Annotated in this window: 17 protein-coding genes; 5 read left to right on the top strand and 12 right to left on the bottom strand. The window is 68.9% G+C overall.

Annotated features, from left to right (window positions below):
* Window positions 1-90 precede the first annotated feature (90 nt).
* The 3 genes from ABD164_RS10620 to ABD164_RS10610 all read right to left on the bottom strand — a co-directional run bounded on the left by ABD164_RS10620 (window position 91) and on the right by ABD164_RS10610 (window position 3226).
* Entirely contained in the window at window positions 91-1419 is a 1329-nt protein-coding gene (locus tag ABD164_RS10620; protein ID WP_344296291.1) for a class II 3-deoxy-7-phosphoheptulonate synthase, read from the bottom strand.
* A 120-nt stretch (window positions 1420-1539) separates the two neighbouring features.
* Window positions 1540-2229, bottom strand: a complete 690-nt coding sequence (locus ABD164_RS10615) for a lysophospholipid acyltransferase family protein (protein ID WP_344295977.1) — start codon at window positions 2227-2229, stop codon at window positions 1540-1542.
* Window positions 2230-2278: 49 nt separating this feature from the next.
* On the bottom strand, window positions 2279-3226 hold the full coding sequence (locus ABD164_RS10610) for an ROK family glucokinase (RefSeq protein WP_344295975.1): 948 nt from the start codon (window positions 3224-3226) through the stop codon (window positions 2279-2281).
* 149 nt (window positions 3227-3375) lie between these two features.
* Between ABD164_RS10610 and ABD164_RS10605 the strand changes: the two genes are divergently transcribed.
* Window positions 3376-5208, top strand: a complete 1833-nt coding sequence (locus ABD164_RS10605) for an AMP-dependent synthetase/ligase (protein ID WP_344295974.1) — start codon at window positions 3376-3378, stop codon at window positions 5206-5208.
* Window positions 5209-5345: 137 nt separating this feature from the next.
* On the opposite strand, the gene def is transcribed toward ABD164_RS10605, so the two are convergent.
* The 3 genes from def to ABD164_RS10590 are packed head-to-tail and all read right to left on the bottom strand — an operon-like array spanning window position 5346 to window position 10684.
* Window positions 5346-5837, bottom strand: coding sequence for a peptide deformylase (gene def, locus ABD164_RS10600; protein WP_344295972.1), 492 nt, complete (start codon window positions 5835-5837; stop codon window positions 5346-5348).
* Between the two features lie 12 nt (window positions 5838-5849).
* On the bottom strand, window positions 5850-7241 hold the full coding sequence (locus ABD164_RS10595) for a MinD/ParA family ATP-binding protein (protein ID WP_344295971.1): 1392 nt from the start codon (window positions 7239-7241) through the stop codon (window positions 5850-5852).
* A gap of 38 nt (window positions 7242-7279) precedes the next feature.
* A complete protein-coding gene (locus tag ABD164_RS10590; protein ID WP_344295968.1) occupies window positions 7280-10684 on the bottom strand; it encodes a pyruvate carboxylase in 3405 nt (1134 codons plus the stop codon).
* Between the two features lie 75 nt (window positions 10685-10759).
* On the opposite strand from ABD164_RS10590, the gene ABD164_RS10585 reads away from it, so the two are divergent.
* Window positions 10760-11596 carry a ParA family protein gene (locus ABD164_RS10585; protein ID WP_344295967.1) on the top strand — a complete coding sequence of 279 codons (837 nt, stop codon included), beginning with the start codon at window positions 10760-10762 and terminating at the stop codon, window positions 11594-11596.
* 105 nt (window positions 11597-11701) lie between these two features.
* Here ABD164_RS10585 and ABD164_RS10580 read toward each other — a convergent pair whose 3' ends face one another.
* The 5 genes from ABD164_RS10580 to ABD164_RS10560 form a co-directional block, all read right to left on the bottom strand.
* Window positions 11702-12247, bottom strand: coding sequence for a MerR family transcriptional regulator (locus ABD164_RS10580; protein ID WP_344295966.1), 546 nt, complete (start codon window positions 12245-12247; stop codon window positions 11702-11704).
* A gap of 111 nt (window positions 12248-12358) precedes the next feature.
* The gene (ftsR, locus tag ABD164_RS10575) at window positions 12359-13051 is read right to left on the bottom strand and encodes a transcriptional regulator FtsR (protein WP_344295964.1); all 693 of its coding nucleotides are present in this window, start codon (window positions 13049-13051) and stop codon (window positions 12359-12361) included.
* The gene (locus tag ABD164_RS10570) at window positions 13051-13557 is read right to left on the bottom strand and encodes an FHA domain-containing protein (RefSeq protein WP_344295963.1); all 507 of its coding nucleotides are present in this window, start codon (window positions 13555-13557) and stop codon (window positions 13051-13053) included. The genes ftsR and ABD164_RS10570 overlap by 1 nt, the downstream gene beginning before the upstream one ends.
* Before the next feature lie 17 nt (window positions 13558-13574).
* A complete protein-coding gene (locus ABD164_RS10565; RefSeq protein WP_344295962.1) occupies window positions 13575-14198 on the bottom strand; it encodes a CDP-alcohol phosphatidyltransferase family protein in 624 nt (207 codons plus the stop codon).
* Window positions 14199-14330: 132 nt separating this feature from the next.
* Window positions 14331-14780, bottom strand: a complete 450-nt coding sequence (locus ABD164_RS10560; RefSeq protein ID WP_344295960.1) for an NUDIX hydrolase — start codon at window positions 14778-14780, stop codon at window positions 14331-14333.
* A gap of 55 nt (window positions 14781-14835) precedes the next feature.
* On the opposite strand from ABD164_RS10560, the gene ABD164_RS10555 reads away from it, so the two are divergent.
* The 3 genes from ABD164_RS10555 to ABD164_RS10545 are packed head-to-tail and all read left to right on the top strand — an operon-like array spanning window position 14836 to window position 16262.
* The gene (locus tag ABD164_RS10555; protein ID WP_344295959.1) at window positions 14836-15207 is read left to right on the top strand and encodes an RNA-binding S4 domain-containing protein; all 372 of its coding nucleotides are present in this window, start codon (window positions 14836-14838) and stop codon (window positions 15205-15207) included.
* Window positions 15208-15231: 24 nt separating this feature from the next.
* Window positions 15232-15525: a GNAT family N-acetyltransferase gene (locus ABD164_RS10550; protein WP_344295957.1), complete on the top strand. Its 294-nt coding sequence runs from the start codon at window positions 15232-15234 to the stop codon at window positions 15523-15525.
* Window positions 15525-16262 carry an NAD(P)H-hydrate epimerase gene (locus tag ABD164_RS10545; protein ID WP_344295956.1) on the top strand — a complete coding sequence of 246 codons (738 nt, stop codon included), beginning with the start codon at window positions 15525-15527 and terminating at the stop codon, window positions 16260-16262. Before ABD164_RS10550 ends, ABD164_RS10545 begins: the two co-directional genes overlap by 1 nt.
* Before the next feature lie 21 nt (window positions 16263-16283).
* Here ABD164_RS10545 and ABD164_RS10540 read toward each other — a convergent pair whose 3' ends face one another.
* Window positions 16284-17114, bottom strand: coding sequence for a DUF948 domain-containing protein (locus ABD164_RS10540; RefSeq protein ID WP_344295955.1), 831 nt, complete (start codon window positions 17112-17114; stop codon window positions 16284-16286).
* Window positions 17115-17195: the final 81 nt, after the last annotated feature.

The following is a 17195-nucleotide window of genomic DNA, read 5'->3' as shown; positions in this document are numbered from 1 at the left end:
GATCTGCGCGCCGGGTATCGGGAACAAGCTCGGCGCGGAGCATCCATCGATTGAAGGATGCTCCGCGCCGGCGGGACTCGAAGGAACGGCTCAGCGGGCGGCGAGCTCTTCGGCGACGAGGAACGCGAGCTCGAGCGACTGCATGTGGTTCAGTCGCGGGTCGCACAGCGACTCGTAGCGGGTGGCCAGCGTCGCCTCGTCGATGTGCTCTGAACCACCGAGGCACTCGGTGACGTCGTCGCCCGTGAGCTCGACGTGGATGCCTCCCGGGTGCGTGCCCGCCGCCCGATGCGCCTCGAAGAAGCCCTTGACCTCGTCGACGACGTCGTCGAAGCGACGCGTCTTGTATCCGTTGGGCGTCGTGATGCCATTGCCGTGCATCGGGTCGGTGACCCACAGCGGGTTGGCATCGCTCGACTTGATCGCCTCGAGCAGCGGGGGCAGCGCGTCGCGGATCTTGCCGGCACCCATGCGGGTGATGAACGTGAGGCGGCCGGGCTCGCGGTTCGGGTCGAGCTTCTCGATGAGCTCGAGCATGACCTCGGGCGTCGTCGTCGGCCCGAGCTTCACGCCGATGGGGTTGCGCACCCGCGAGAGGAAGTCGACGTGGGCGCCGTCGAGCTCACGCGTTCGCTCGCCGATCCAGATGAAATGGCCCGACGTGAGGTACGGCGTGCCGGTGCGCGAGTCGATGCGGGTCATCGGGCGCTCGTAGTCCATGAGCAGGCCCTCGTGGCCCGTGTAGAACTCCGTGTGCTTCAGGGCCTCGAAGTCGGCGCCGCATGCGTCCATGAACTTGACGGCGCGATCGATCTCGCGCGCCATCGACTCGTAGCGGGCGTTCGCGGGGTTCTGGGCGAAGCCCTGATTCCACGAGTGCACCTGGCGCAGGTCGGCGAACCCGCCCTGTGTGAACGCCCGGATGAGGTTCAGCGTCGACGCGGCCGTGTGGTAGCCGCGGATCAGCCGTTGCGGGTCGGCCGTGCGGGAGTCGAGCGTGAAGTCGTAGCCGTTGACGATGTCGCCCCGGTAGGCCGGCAATGTCACCTCGCCGCGCGTCTCGGTGTCGCTCGAGCGGGGCTTGGCGAACTGGCCCGCCATGCGACCCATCTTCACGACGGGCATCGAGGCGCCGTAGGTGAGCACGACCGCCATCTGCAGCACGGTCTTCACCCGGTTGCGGATCTGGTCGGCAGTGGCGCCCGCGAACGTCTCGGCGCAGTCACCGCCCTGCAGCAGGAATGCCTCACCGCGCGACGCCGCGGCGAGTCGTTCGCGCATCGTGTCGACCTCACCCGCGAAGACGAGCGGCGGCAGGGTCGCGAGCTCGGCGGACGCCGCGTGCGCGGCCTCGGCGTCGGGCCAGGTGGGCTGCTGCTTGATCGGCAGGGTTCGCCAATAGTCGAGCCCCGCGATCACGGAGGGATCTGCGAAGACGACGGGCTCGGCGAGCTGTACCACGGGAGTGTCCTGGAGGGTCGGGCGCAACTGCGCCGGGAAACGGAACGGCGACGCACGTCGCGCCGCCGCCATTCGAGCCTATCGCGACTGCGAGGCCCGCCGCTCTTTGACCGAACTCGCGTAGACGTCGACGTACTCCTGGCCGCTGAGGCCGCGCAGCCGGTACACGAGTTCGTCGGTGACCGATCGCAGCACGAACCGGTCGCCCTCCATGCCCTCGAAGCGCGTGAAGTCGATGGGCTCGCCGATGATGATGCCGATGCGCCGCACCTTCGGAAGGCGCGTGCCGATGGGCATCACGTGCTCGGTGCCGATCATCGCGACCGGCACGACAGGCACACCCGATTCGAGCACCATGCGCGCGACTCCGGTGCGACCGCGATAGAGCTTGCCGTCGGGACTGCGAGTGCCCTCGGGGTAGATGCCGAGGATGCTGCCCTCGGCGAGCACCTTGAGACCCGTGTTCAACGACGCCTCGGAGGCCTTGCCACCCGAGCGGTCGATGGGCAGCTGACCGGCCGCCTGGAAGAACATGCGGGTCGCCCACCCCTTGAGCCCCTTGCCGGTGAAGTACTCGCTCTTGGCGAGGAAGACGACCGGGCGCGGAACGACGAGCGGAAGGAAGATCGAGTCGATGAACGAGAGGTGGTTCGACGCGAGCACGACGGGGCCCGACTTCGGCACGTTCTCGAGGCCGACGATCCAGGGCCGGAAGATCGCGAGCAGGATCGGACCGACCACGAGGTGCTTCATGATCCAGTAGAACACCGTGCGTTCCCTTCCCCGTGACGCAACACTTGAGCCTATCGCCAGCCCGTCAGGCGTGCTCGGCGACCCACACCCGCGCGAGATCGGCGGCGCCGACGACACCTGCGTCGTTCACGAGTTCGGCGATGACGAAGTCGGGCTCGGGGTGGTAGCCGCGGGCGGGAAGGTGCTCGGCATACGCCTCGCGGATCGGCTCGAGCAGCAGTTCGCCGGCTTCGGCGACTCCGCCGCCGAAGACGAACCGTTGCGGGTCGAGAACCGCCGACAGACTCGCGGCCGCCTGCCCGAGCCAGTGACCGAGCTCGCGAAGCGCCGTCAGCGCACCGGGGTCTTGCTGCATCATGAGCGCCCCGACGAGACGACCGTCGAGCGCCCCATGCTCGGCACGGGCCCGAGCGAGTGCGGCGCCGACTCCCCCGGCGTCGGCGACCTCGTTCGCCATGCGCAGCAGTGCGCGCCCGGAACCGTACTGCTCGAGGCATCCGCGCTGCCCGCAGCCGCATGCGATCCCTTCGGGGACGACGCGCATGTGGCCGAGTTCGGCGCCCGCGCCGAACCCCCCGCGGAACAGGCGGTCGCCGGCGACCACCGCGCCGCCGACGCCGGTGCCGATCGTGAGCATGACCATGTCGCTGACCAATCGGCCGGCGCCGAAGCGGAACTCCGCCCAGCCGGCGGCGTTGGCATCGTTGTCGACGACGACGGCCTTGCCGACGCGGGCCTCGAGTTTCTCGCGGAACGGCTCGTTGCGCCAGTCGATGTTCGGCGCGTAGTAGACCGTCGACTGCGCGGCGTCGATGAACCCTGCGGCGGCGACGCCCACCGCGGCAACGGCTTCGTCGCCCGCGAGCGACTCGATCATCGCGACGACGGCGTCTTCGATCTGCGCCACGCCGGCGGGGGTCGGAACGCGTTCGCTGCGCAGGATCGTGCCGAACTCGTCGACGACGGCTCCGGCGATCTTCGTCCCGCCGATATCGATACCGATCGCGTGCACCCGTGGAGCCGCCTTTCAGGGGAGGATGAGGCAGAGGCGTGCTCGGGCGTACGGCCACGCGAGCAACCACTAGAGTGTAAACGACCCCATCGCCGAGGCCGCGCATCACCCGACCACGGCGCGACACGCCCGGTGCCGAAGGAGCTACCGTGATCGAATTCTCCACGCCAGCCGTGGTCGCCCCAGACCCCGAGGCGAACGCCACAGACCTACTCGTCGACCGCGTCGCCGCGACGCCTGACTTGGTGCTGTTCTCCCTCCCCACGGCCGACGGCGGCTGGTCCCCCGTCACGACCCGTGAGTTCTACGACCAGGTCATCGCCCTGGCGAAGGGCCTCGTCGCCGCCGGCATCCAGCCGGGCGACAAGATCGGCCTCATGTGCAAGACGCGCTACGAGTGGACGCTCATCGACTTTGCGACGTGGTTCGCCGGCGCGGTGCTCGTGCCCGTCTACGAGACGAGCTCGCCCACGCAGGTGCGCTGGAACCTCAGCGACTCCGGCGCCATCGCGATCATCCTCGAGACCGCCGACCACTTCGCGCGCTTCGACGAGGTGCACCCCGACCTCCCCGCCATCCGCAACACCTGGCAGATCGACCTCGGCGACCTCGACAAGCTCGCCGCCGCCGGAGCCGACATCCCCGACGACGAGATCGAGCGACGCCGCAACCTCGCCGTCGGTTCCGACATCGCGACGCTCATCTACACGTCGGGTTCGACCGGCAAGCCCAAGGGCTGCGTGCTCACGCACTCGAACTTCGTCGAGCTGTGCCGCAACTCCGCCGTGGCGCTCAAAGAGGTCGTGGCCGAACCCGGCGCGTCGACGCTGCTGTTCATCACCACCGCGCACATCTTCGCGCGCTTCATCGCCGTGCTTTCGGTGCACGCCGGCGTGCGCGTCGGCCACCAGCCCGACACGAAGCAGCTGCTGCCCTCGCTCGGCAGCTTCAAGCCCACCTTCCTGCTCGCCGTGCCGCGCGTATTCGAGAAGGTGTACAACGTCTCAGAGCAGAAGGCCGAGGCCGGCGGCAAGGGCAAGATCTTCCGCGCCGCGGCCGAGGCTGCCGTCGAGCATTCGACGCTGCTCGAAGCGGGCAAGAAGATCCCGTTCGGCCTCAAGGTCAAGTTCGCGTTGTTCGACCGGCTCGTCTACGCGAAGCTCCGCGCCGCCATGGGCGGCAATGTCAAGTACGCCGTTTCGGGTTCTGCCCCACTCGGGCCCCACCTCGGCCACTTCTACCACTCGCTCGGCATCACGATCCTCGAGGGCTACGGCCTCACCGAGACCACGGCGCCGGCCACGGTGAACCTCGCGACGAAGTCGAAGATCGGCTCGGTCGGCCCGACGCTGCCCGGTGTCTCGGTGCGCATCGCCGATGACGGCGAGATCCACGTCAAGGGCATCGACGTGTTCAAGGAGTACTGGAAGAACCCCGAGGCGACCGCAGAGTCGTTCGACGGCGAGTGGTTCAAGACCGGCGATCTCGGTTCGTTCGACGACGATGGCTTCCTCACCATCACCGGTCGCAAGAAAGAGATCATCGTCACCGCGGGCGGCAAGAACGTCTCGCCGGCCGCGCTCGAAGACCCGATCCGCGCGAACCCGCTCGTGGGGCAGGTCGTCGTCGTGGGCGACAAGAAGCCCTTCATCTCGGCGCTCATCACGCTCGACCCCGAGATGCTGCCCGTCTGGTTGAACAACAACCACGAAGACGCGGGAATGTCGCTCGACGAGGCCGCCACGAACCCGGCCGTCAACGCCGAGGTGCAGCGCGCGATCGACGCCGCCAACGAGACCGTGTCGCGTGCGGAGTCGATCCGCAAGTTCACGATCCTCGCGACCGAGTTCACCGAGGCGAGCGGGCACCTCACGCCGAAGATGAGCATCAAGCGCAACATCATCCTCGACGACTTCGCGCCAGCCATCGAGGCGATGTACTCGGGGGCGCCGGCGACCGAGGGCCACTCGATCGTGAGCTGACCCACTCGAGGCACGAGGCGGGGCCCCGCGGATTCGTCCGCGGGGCCCCGCCTCGTCAGTCGATCGATTCGCCCGCCTCGTCAGTCGATCGATTCGCGCGCCTCGTCAGTCGACCGAATCGCCCGCCTCGGCGGTTGTCAGAACCAGTCGGACTCTCGCACAGCCTTCATCGCGAGGCGACGCTCGTCTTTCTCGAGCCGGTCGAGGTAGAGCAGCCCGTCGAGGTGGTCGACCTCGTGTTGCAGTGCCTGGGCCATGAGTCCCTCGCCCGAGAGCTCGATCTCATTGCCGTCGAGGTCGATGCCACGAGCGCGCGCAAAGGGATAGCGCGGGGTCTTGTGCCAGAGGCCGGGCACCGACAGACACCCCTCGTCGATCAACTGCTTTTCGCCCGAGACCTCGATGATCTCGGGATTCAGGATGTAGCCGACCTCGCCATCGACGTTGTAGCTGAAGGCACGCAGGTTCACCCCGATCTGCGAGGCGGCGACCCCTGCGCGGCCGGGAAGGCGCACACTGTCGATCAGGTCTGCCACGAGCGCGCGAACGCGATCGTCGACCTGTTCGACGGGGGCTGAGACGGTCTTCAAGACGGGATCGCCGAACAGGCGAATGGGACGTTCCGGCAAATTGCGCTCCGATCAGTGCCCGCGGTCGGCGGGCAGGCCTTCCACCACGAGGGCAGCGAGTTCTCGCGCCGCGTGCTGGGTGACGGGGCGGAGTTCCTTCCAGTTCACCACGGAACCGGCGGCGAGCTGGGGATCGTATGGGATGCGCACGATCTCACGGACACGTGACTGGAAGTGCGCCTCGATCTCGTCGACCTTCACGAGGTGCGTACCCTGCGTGGCGAGGTTGATCGCGACGACCGCGTTGCGCACGAGCTCGCCGAAGCCGTTCGCCTCGAGCCAGGTGAGCGTCTCGGACGCGAGTCGCGCCTCGTCGACGCTGCCACCCGACACGATGACGATCGAGTCGGCACGCTGCAACGTCGCGCGCATGACCGAATGCACGATACCGGTTCCGCAGTCGGTGAGCACGAGCGAGTAGTACCGCGCAGCGAGCCCCGCGACGACGTTGTAGTCATTGTCGTCGAACGCCTCGGACAGGGTGGGATCGGTATCGGAGGCGAGGATGTCGAGCCGCGTCTCATCGCGGGAGACGTACTTCGAGAAGTCGGTGTAGCCGCCGATCGACGAGGCCTTCACCACGACATCGCGTACCGTTTCGCGAGTCTGCCGGTCGACGCGCTCGGCGAGTGTGCCGCGGTCGGGGTTGGCGTCGATCGCGATGACGCGGTCGTCGCGGGCATCGGCCAGCGCCATGCCGAGCAGCGCGGTGATGGTGGTCTTGCCGACACCGCCCTTTCGCGTGAGCACCGGCACGAACCTCGCACCGCCGTCGAACCGCTTCTGGATGCGTTGGCTGAGCGCCTTGTGCGCGCGCACCTTGGCCGAGTCGCCGAGGTTCACGAGGTGCAGCGAAGCCTCGTAGACGAAGCGGTTGATGCCGCCGTGCGGCGCAGGGCGGGTTGTTCGATTGAGGTCGATCAGCCGGTCGGGGGTGAGCGATTCGGGCGTCTCGGGCACTTCGGCCGAGACCGGCGCCTCACCCGCGGCTTCGACGACGGCGACCTGGGCGGCTGCTTCGCCGCGCAGCCTCTCGCGCCGGGCCCGCGTCGCATCGGCCGCGAGGAGCGCACTGTAGGGCGATGCATCACGACGAGCCGCGCTGCGATACGAGCCGCCCCGAAGCGCCGGAGTGATCACCTCGACCGATCGCGTGCCTGACTCGCCCTCGACGAGGGCGGTCGGATTGACCGAGACGTCATCGATGGCGACGGCCACCTCGTCTTCGGGCACCTCGCGTGCCGGCGCGGGTGGAAGGTCGAGCCTGAGATTCAGGCTGTCGGAGGCCCGCGTCGCCGCGTGCGCCCCCGTCGTCGTCGCCGGCTCACCGCGTTCGGGCGCGGCCGTGTCCCCGCCACTGCTGCGGTGTGTGCCGGTTCGGTCTTCTGTCGGGTCGTCAGCCACCGATACCCCTCCTCATCAGTGCCATTCCACGGGACAGCCTATCGCGCGCGTACGACGACGAGCAGATCGCCCGCCTCGACCTGCTGCGTCTTCGGGATCGCGACCCGCTCGATGACCCCTGCGATCGGCGACGTGATCGCGGCTTCCATCTTCATCGCCTCGATCGACGCGACGCTCTGGCCGGCGGCGATCTCGGCTCCGACCTCGACCTGCAGCGTGACGACGCCCGAGAACGGAGCAGCGATCTGTCCGGGCTGCGAGGCGTCGGCCTTCTCTGCGGCTCGTGTCTCGACGACGATGCCGCGGTCGCGCACGAAGACCGGGCGCAGCTGGCCGTTCAGGATCGTCATGACGGTGCGCATGCCCTTGTCGTCGGCCTCGCCGATGGCCTCGAGGCCCGCATAGAGCCGCACGCCCTTGGCGATCTCGATGACGTGCTCGGAACCGGGGCGCAGACCGTAGAGGTAGTCGACGGTGTCGACCACCGAAAGGTCGCCGAAGAGCTCGCGGATCTGCTCGAACTGCCGCGTCGGTGCGGGGAACAGCAGCGCGTTCAGGGTGGCTCGGCGCGTCGCGCTGTCGGCCTCGAGGTCGGCGCGCTGGTCGTCGGTGAGCTCGGTCACGCCGATGCGCACGTCGCGCCCGGCGAGCACCTTCGAACGGAACGGCTCGGGCCAGCCGCCGGGAAGGTCGCCGAGTTCGCCGGCCATGAAGCCGATGACCGAGTCGGGCACGTCGTACTTGTCGGGGTTCTCGGCGAAGTCTGCCGGGTCTGCCTTCACCGCCGCGAGGTGCAGGGCGAGGTCGCCGACGACCTTCGACGATGGCGTGACCTTCGGCACACGTCCGAGGATGCGGTCGGCGGCCGCGTACATGTCCTCGATGAGCTCGAAGTCGTCGGCGAGGCCGAGCGCGATCGCCTGCTGGCGCAGGTTCGAGAGCTGGCCGCCGGGGATCTCGTGGTGGTACACGCGCCCGGTCGGCCCCGGCAGGCCCGACTCGAACGGGCGGTACAGGCGCCGCACCGCCTCCCAGTAGGGCTCGAGGTCGGAGACCGCGTCGAGCGAGATGCCCGTGTCACGCGGCGTGTGCGCGAGTGCGGCGACGAGCGACGAAGCCGACGGCTGACTGGTAGTGCCGGCCATCGGTGCGCTCGCGACGTCGACGGCGTCGACACCGGCGTCGGAGGCCGCGAGCAGTGTTGCGAGCTGCCCGCCTGCGGTGTCGTGGGTGTGCAGGTGCACGGGAACGTCGAACCGCTCACGCAGCGCGCCCACGAGGCGTGCGGCCGCCGCGGGCCGCAGGAGGCCGGCCATGTCCTTGATCGCGAGCACGTGCGCACCCGCCGCGACGATCTGGTCGGCGAGGCGCAGGTAGTAGTCGAGCGTGTACAGGTCTTCGGCGGGGTCGAGCAGGTCACCGGTGTAGCACAGCGCGACCTCGGCGATCGAATGTCCGGTCTCGAGCACGGACTCGATGGCCGGCCGCATCTGCCCGACATCGTTGAGCGCGTCGAAGATGCGGAAGATGTCGATACCGGTGGCGGATGCCTCGCGCACGAACGCGTCGGTCACCTCGGTGGGGTACGGGGTGTAGCCGACGGTGTTGCGGCCACGCAGCAGCATCTGGATGTTGATGTTCGGCAGGGCCTCGCGAAGGGCGGCGAGGCGCTCCCACGGGTCTTCGCCGAGGAAGCGGAGTGCGACGTCGTAGGTGGCACCGCCCCATGCTTCGACTGAGAGCAACTCGGGGGTCATGCGCGCGACGTACGGGGCGACGGCCACGAGGTCTTTCGTGCGCACGCGAGTGGCGAGCAGCGACTGGTGGGCGTCGCGGAAGGTCGTCTCGGTGACGGCGAGCGGGGTCTGGGCCCGCAGGGCGGCGGCGAAGCCGGCCGGGCCGAGCTCGAGCAGGCGCTGGCGCGACCCCGAGGGCGCGGGCCGCGCAAGGTCGAGCGGCGGCAGCTTCTCGACGGGGCTCACGCTGATGGGCGCCGCGCCGTTGGGCTGGTTCACGGTGACGTCGGCGAGCCAGTTGAGGATCTTCGTGCCGCGGTCCTTCGACACGCGCCCGCGAAGCAATTGCGGACGCTCGTCGATGAACGAGGTGCTGAGGTCGCCGGCGACGAACGCCGCGTCGTCGAGCACCCCCTGCAGGAACGGGATGTTCGTGGCGACGCCGCGGATGCGGAACTCGGCGAGGGCGCGCTTGGCGCGGGCGACCGCCGCCGTGTAGTCGCGACCGCGGCAGGTGAGCTTCGCGAGCATCGAGTCGAAGTGCGGGCTGATCTGCGCGCCGGGGTTGATCGTGCCGCCGTCGAGTCGGATGCCGGCGCCGCCGGGCGAGCGGTATGTGGTGATCTTGCCGGTGTCGGGACGGAAGCCGGCAGTGGGGTCTTCGGTCGTGATGCGGCACTGCAGGGCGGCGCCGCGCAGGCGGATGCTGTCTTGCGTCAGGCCGAGCGACTCGAGGGATTCGCCCGCGGCGATGCGCATCTGCGACACCACGAGGTCGACGTCGGTGACCTCTTCGGTCACGGTGTGCTCGACCTGGATGCGCGGGTTCATCTCGATGAACACGTGCTGGCCGGCGCGCTCGCCCACCGTGTCGAGCAGGAACTCGACCGTGCCGGCGTTCACGTAACCGATCGAGCGCGCGAACGCGATCGCATCGCGATAGAGGGCGGCGCGGATGTCGTCGGAGAGGTTCGGCGCGGGAGCGATTTCGATCACCTTCTGGTGTCGACGCTGCACCGAGCAGTCGCGCTCGAAGAGGTGCACGGTCTCACCCGAGGCGTCGGCGAGTACCTGCACCTCGATGTGGCGCGGCCGCAGCACGGCCTGCTCGAGGAACATCGTGGGATCGCCGAACGCGCTGTCGGCCTCGCGCATGGCCTCTTCGAGGGATGCGCGCAGGTCGTCTTTCGAGTCGACACGGCGCATGCCGCGCCCTCCACCGCCGGCGACGGCCTTCGCGAAGATCGGGAACCCGATCTCGTCGGCCTGGGCGACGAGCTGCTCGATGTCGCGCGACGGGGGCGTCGACTTCAGCACCGGCACACCGGCTGCGATCGCGTGCTCTTTCGCCGTGACCTTGTTGCCGGCCATCTCGAGCACGTGCTTGGGCGGGCCGATGAACGCGATGCCGGCCTCGGCGGCCGCCTGTGCGAGTTCGGGGTTCTCCGAGAGGAAGCCGTAGCCCGGGTAGATGGCGTCGGCGCCGGATTCTTTCGCGACGCGGATGATCTCGCTCACGTCGAGGTAGGCACGAACCGGATGCCCCGGCTCGCCGATCTGGTACGCCTCGTCTGCCTTCAGCCGGTGCAGCGAGTTGCGGTCTTCGACGGGGTACACCGCGACCGTCTTCGCACCGACTTCGACGGCGGCACGGAACGCGCGAATGGCGATCTCACCGCGATTGGCAACCAGGATCTTCGTGAACATGCAAGCCTTTCCGACCGGAATCCGCACAGCGAACGTTTAGGTATCGCCCGAGTAGTAAAGGTAACGTATCTGTTCGTGCACGTTCTCTCCGTCAGCTCGCTGAAGGGCGGCGTCGGCAAGACCACCGTCACCCTCGGAATGGCGTCGGCGGCCTTCGCCCGCGGCGTCCGTACCCTCGTCGTCGACCTCGATCCACAGTCCGACGTGTCGACCGGCATGGACATCCAGGTCGCCGGTCACCTCAATGTCGCCGATGTGCTCGCCTCTCCCAAAGAGAAGATCGTGCGCTCGGCCATCGCGCCCAGCGGCTGGACGAGGTCGAACCCGAACTCGACCATCGACGTCATGATCGGCAGCCCCTCGGCCATCAACTTCGACGGCCCTCACCCGTCGATCCGAGACATCTGGAAGCTCGAAGAGGCACTGGCCAACGTCGAGGCCGACTACGAGCTCGTACTCATCGACTGCGCGCCGTCGCTGAACGCGCTCACGCGCACTGCGTGGGCCGCGAGCGACCGGGTCGCCGTCGTCACCGAGCCGGGCCTGTTCTCGGTCGCCGCGGCCGATCGCGCCCTGCGTGCGATCGAAGAGATCCGCCGCGGGCTCTCGCCCCGCCTCCAGCCCCTCGGCATCATCGTCAACCGTGCCCGCGTGCAGTCGCTCGAGCACCAGTTCCGCATCAAAGAGCTGCGCGACATGTTCGGCCCGCTCGTGCTCTCGCCGCAGCTGCCCGAGCGCACGTCCTTGCAGCAGGCGCAGGGTGCGGCGAAGCCGCTGCACATGTGGCCGGGCGAGAGCGCCGAAGAGATGTCGGCGAACTTCGACCAGTTGCTCGACCGCGTGCTGCGCACGGCGCGCATCGGCGAGTACGCAGGCGCGGCTCCACTCGCGCTCGACTCCCACGTCATCTGACGCGGTTCACCGCACGGTCGGAAACGAACGGATGCCCCTCCTCGGGCCGCACGAATCGCATGCGAACATGACGTTCGGTTACGAAGTGCCGCGCAACAGGCTCGATCAGGAGATCTTGCGTGAGCGCACGCCGCGACGAGCAGCGAGTTCGTCCATGGGGTCGGCCGGCTGCGTGCCGATCTCGACGAGTGTCGACTCGACCTCGCGCAGCACCTTGCCCACGGCGATTCCGAATACGCCCTGGCCGCGGTTGACGAGGTCGATGACCTCGTCGTCTGAGGTGCACAGGTAGACGCTCGCGCCGTCGCTCATGAGGGTCGTCTGCGCCAGGTCTTCGACGCCGGACTCACGCAACTGCGTGACCGCCGTGCGGATCTGCTGCAACGAGATGCCCGTGTCGAGCAGTCGCTTGACGAGTTTGAGCACGAGGATGTCGCGGAAGCCGTAGAGCCGTTGCGAGCCCGAGCCCGCCGCACCGCGAACCGTCGGCTCGACGAGTTGCGTGCGGGCCCAATAGTCGAGTTGCCGATAGCTGATGCCGGCCGCGCGCGCTGCGACCGCACCGCGGTAGCCGGTGCCGTCTTCGTACTCGGGCATTCCATCGGTGAACAGGAGGCCGAGGTCGTAGCGCGAGGGTACGGTCTCACTCATGCGTCGGCCCCTCGCTCTCATGCCGGCTCCCCGTCGGCATGTCCACAACGCTACCGACGAGGTGAGCATCGGCCAAACATATCGGGCCGAACGTCACGGCGTGTCGCCCGATCAGCGAGTGAGCCGCGAAAGCGTCGCCCGAACGACGCTCGAGTGCACGGTCTCGAGGTGCCCGGCGAGCTCGCGACCATGCTCGGCAGCGCGGGCCTTGTCGGCCGCGTCTGCGCGCCTCGACGGGGCGATGGCGCGTTCTACGAGCGCCGCCTCGCGTTCGGCGGCGGCACGTACTCCGCGCAGGTGACGCGGCTCGATGCCGACCCTGCGCAGCGCGACGAGTGAGCGCAGCACACCGAGCGCCTCGTCGCCGTAGTGCTCTACCGCGGGCAGCAGCGAGGCCGAGACGGCGTCGTCGAGCAGGGCCGATGTCGCACCGGCCTCTGCGAGCAGCTCGTCGCGACGCAGGCGACGCGCGGCACCGAGGAACGCGGCGGCGCTCGTGGCCCCCGGCAGTGCGGGCGTCTCACCCGCGTCGATCGCCTCGAGGTGCGCGCGGATCACCTTGAGCGGCAGGTAGTGGTCGCGCTGCATGGCAAGCACGACGGTGATGCGCTCGACATCGGCGGCCGAGAACTTGCGGTAACCCGCGGCGGTGCGCGCCGGCGACACGAGTCGCTGCTCTTCGAGGAACCTCAGTTTCGAGGGCGTCAGGTCGGGAAAGTCGGGTTGAAGCCTCGCCAGCACCTGGCCGATGCCGAGAAGTGGTTCGCGGCCGCTCGCGCGCGACGACGCAGCGGTGCCGGCCACTACTCGCTCGCTACCGGAGCCAGGTCGCGTCGTGACGCGTAGAACGTGAGTCGGTACTTGCCGATCTGCACCTCTGCGCCGTCGCTCAACAGGGCGGTCTCGATGCGCACCCCGTCGAAGTAGGTGCCGTTCAGCGAGCTCAGGTCTTTGACTTCGAAGGCCGTGCGATGACGCACGAACTCGGCGTGCTTGCGCGAGACCGTGACATCGTCGAGGAAGATGTCTGCGTCGGGATGCCGGCCGACGACGGTGAGGTCGGAGTCGAGCAGGAACCTCGCACCACTGTTGGGACCGCGGCGCACGATGAGCAGCGCGGAACCCGACGGCAGCGCCGCGATCGCCTCTTGCTCTTCGGCGGTGGTGTCGGCATCGAGCGCGCCGAGCTGTGCGGCCGCGTCTCGGCTGAAGCCGATCGTCGTGTCGCCGGTATCGTCGCTGACCGCGTGCTCTGAGGTAGGCGTAGGCAACCCGTCTCCCGTCTCGTTCGTACCGTCGGGCCTTGTCATGTCGGAATCCGCCACGGCTAACCTCCTTGTTCCAGCGTATCGGATCGGGAGTCGTCTGCCACCCGCGGAATACGGATGACCCGTGAGGTCTCGATCGCATAGATGATGCCCGCCCACCAGTAGAGGAACGCACCCCAGAGCGTGATAGCCCAGCCGATCGGCTCGCTCACCGGCTCGATCGCGGGGAACGCCAGTCCGAGCATGATCACGGGCAGGCCGAAGAAGAGGGCGAACGTCGCCACTTTGCCGAGCTGGTGCACCGGAAGGGGACCGAAACCGTGGTTGGCGAGCACGACGCCGAGGACTAGGAGGAACACGTCGCGTGCCACGATGACCACGACGATCCACCACGGCACGAGTTGCTGTGCGGCGAGGCCGACGAGGGCCGCGAAGATGTAGAGGCGGTCGGCCGCGGGGTCGAGCAACTGGCCGAGACGGGTGATCTGGCCGAGTCGCCGCGCGAGGTACCCGTCGAGCAGGTCGGTGAGGCTCGCGACCACGAGCACCACGAGGGCGACGATGTAGTCGCCGATCACGAGGTACACGAGGAAGACGGGCACGAGCGCGAGGCGGAGCATGCTGAGGACGTTCGGGATCGTCCAGACCTCCGAACCGATCTCCCCCGAGCGATCCCCTGCCACGTACCGATCTTATCGAGCCATGGAATTCGGCTCTGAGACCTCTGCTCGTGTGTCTCGGCATCGGTGTCGCGGCCGCGCTCGCCACCTGGGTCGCTTCACTCATCGTTCGCGAGCGGGCGCAGTCGGCCGCGATCAGACCTGTGCGGCGAGTGCGGGCCACGACTCCCCGAACCGCGGATGCAGGTCGAGTTCGTCGACGCGGTCGACCGCGATCCAGCGCAGCTCGATGCTCTCGGGGTCGCTGACCACCGGCTCGAAGCGCTCGGTCGCGTCGGCGACGACGGTCGTGTACGACCAGTAGCCGAGATCGAGCACCGACGTGAATCGCACGACGATCAGGTCGGGCGGCACGCCCGCCTCTTCGCCCGCCTCGCGCACGGCCGCCTCGACCGCGCTCTCGTGCTGGTGCCGCGCGCCGCCCGGCATGCCCCAGGTGCCCCCGAAGTGGCTCCAGTGTGCGCGATGCTGCAGCAGAACCTCGCGCTGCGGGCTCACGGCGAGCAGGCCCGCTGCACCGTACCGCCCCCAGTAGCGCGCGCCGCCCGGACCCTCGACCCAGGCATCGCCGCTCTTCGCACTCATGGTTCCAGCATGGACTACTCGGCTGGGATCTCGACCTGAGTCGTAGGCTGATGACATGAACGGCGAGGCCCCGGTGCGTATCGATGCGTGGCTATGGGCGGTGCGGCAGTTCAAGACCCGTTCGGCGGCCACCGCCGCATGCCGTGCAGGGCATGTGCGGGTCAATGGCGAGCGGGCGAAGGCCGCGCAGCCGGTTCGGCCCGGCGACGAGGTGCGGGTGCGCATCGCGGGATTCGACCGGCAGCTCATCGTGCGCCGGACTCTCGTCAAGCGCGTGTCTGCGACGCTCGCGGCAGAGGCCGTCGACGACCGCACTCCCCCGCCGCCTCCACGGGAGTCGGTGGCGGCCGTCGTCACCCGCGACCGTGGTTCAGGACGTCCCACCAAGCGCGAGCGACGCGACATCGAGCGTCTCCGAGGGCACTGAACGCAGTCGGCGTAGCCTGAGGTGGTGCGCAAGGAACTCACCCATGAACCCGACGCCCGACGCTACGTGCTGCGGGTCGACGGCGGCATCGCGAGCGTGCTCGACTACCGCGTGCTCGGCGACGCGGTCGCGTTCACTCGCACGTTCACGAACCCGACGTACCGCGGGGCCGGACTCGCCGGAGATCTCGTCGAGTACGCGGTCAACGACGTCGAGGCGTCCTCGACGCGACACATCGTGCCGAGCTGCTGGTACGTCGGCGAATGGTTCGACCGCCATCCCGATCGGCAGCAGATGCTCGACGAGCGCCTGACCTGATGGTCGCCGGGTACACCGCCGCGCAGGTGCGCGCGGCCGAGCGTCCGCACATCGAGCGCGGCGAGCCGCTCATGCGGATGGCCGCGTCTGCCCTCGCCGCCGTGGTGCGCGAGCAACTCGCTCGAGCCGTCGAGAACAGCACCGAGCAGCCCGCGTCAGCGCGCGCTTCAATGGATCGTCGGGATGCCTCGCCGACGGTGCTCGTGCTCGCCGGAAGCGGCGACAATGGCGGCGACGCCCTCTTCGCGGCTGCCGAGCTGGCCGGCGACGGCACCCGCGTCGAGGTGGTGCCGACCGGCGCACGGTTGCATGATGAGGCACGCGCCGCGGCCGAGCACGCAGGCGTTCGCTTCGCTGACGACGTCGAGCCCCAGCGGGTCGCGCGGCTCGCGGCCGGGGCATCCGTGCTGGTCGACGGCATTCTCGGCACCGGAACGAGTGCCGACCCGGCGCTGCGCGGTCGCGCGCGCGAACTCGTCGCCGGCATTCTGCCGATTCTGGCCGATGCCCGCCGGCCGATCGTCGTCGCGGTCGACCTGCCGAGCGGCGTCCATCCCGATGACGGGTCGGTCCCCGACCCGGCCGTGCTCGCCGCCGATATCACGGTCACGTTCGGCGCGGCGAAGGCGGGCCTGCTGCTCGAACCGGGCGCCGACTACGCGGGAGAATTGCGCGTCATCGACCTCGGACTCGGCGCCGAGCTCGAGCGGTTCACACCACTCGTCGAGCGCGGCTGACCGAGGTCGACGACCGTCAGGTCAGTACCAGTTGACGGCCTGCGAGTGCGACCAGGCGCCACAGGGCGAACCGTAGCCGCGCTGGATGTAGTCGAGGCCCCACGCGATCTGCGTCGCCGCGTTGGTCTGCCAGTCGGCTCCGGCGGTGGCCATCTTGCTGCCGGGCAGCGCCTGCGGAATGCCGGTCGCACCGCTGGATGCGTTCATGGCCGTGTACGACCATCCCGACTCCTTCTGCCACAGCGAGACGAGGCACTGGAACTCGCCCTCGCCCCAGCCGTATTTCGACGCGGCCAGGTCACGCGCCACGGCCTTCGCGCCCTCGGGAGTGTTCGCGCGGGCGAGCGCCTCGGCCGCCGCCTTCGCCTTCTCGGCCTGAACGCGGTCGTACTCGGCGGCGGCGAGCCTGGCCTTCTCGGCCTCTGCGCGCGTCTGGGCGGCGAGGTCGACGACCTCATCGATCGGGAGCGTCTTGTACTCGCCGAGCGAGGCGACCGACGAGGCGAGGTTCGAGGCGTCGACCTTGCCGTCGACGGCGGCGAGCGTGGCATTGGCGGCCGTGATCGTGTCTTCGGCGTTGGCGCGGGTGCGCTCGGCGGCGATCGTCGCGTAGGCGCCGAGCTGTTCGTGCTGCACGCCCGTCGACTCGGTCAGCGCGGTCGTCGCATCGATGCGCGCCTGGGTGGAGATCGCCGACTGCACCGTGAAGCCGGTGCCGACGATGAGGCCGGTCGCGGCGATCGCACCGGCGACGATGAGCCGCTTGCGGTTGGTGCGGCGGCGGCGTGCGCCGCGGCGAGGGTGCTGGGAGTCGAGTTCGGTTTCGGGCGTGGCTGAGGTGTTGTTGCGCATGAGTTCCAGTGAGTCGCTCGGATCAGATTCGGTCGGAGGAGCCCCCGAGCGCGGGCACAAGTCCCCAACTTTGCACGGTCA

The sequence above is a fragment of the Agromyces neolithicus genome, from assembly GCF_039529735.1.
In the GTDB taxonomy this organism is placed as follows: Bacteria; Actinomycetota; Actinomycetes; order Actinomycetales; family Microbacteriaceae; genus Agromyces; species Agromyces neolithicus.
This window is presented reverse-complemented; position numbering and strand designations above follow the sequence as displayed.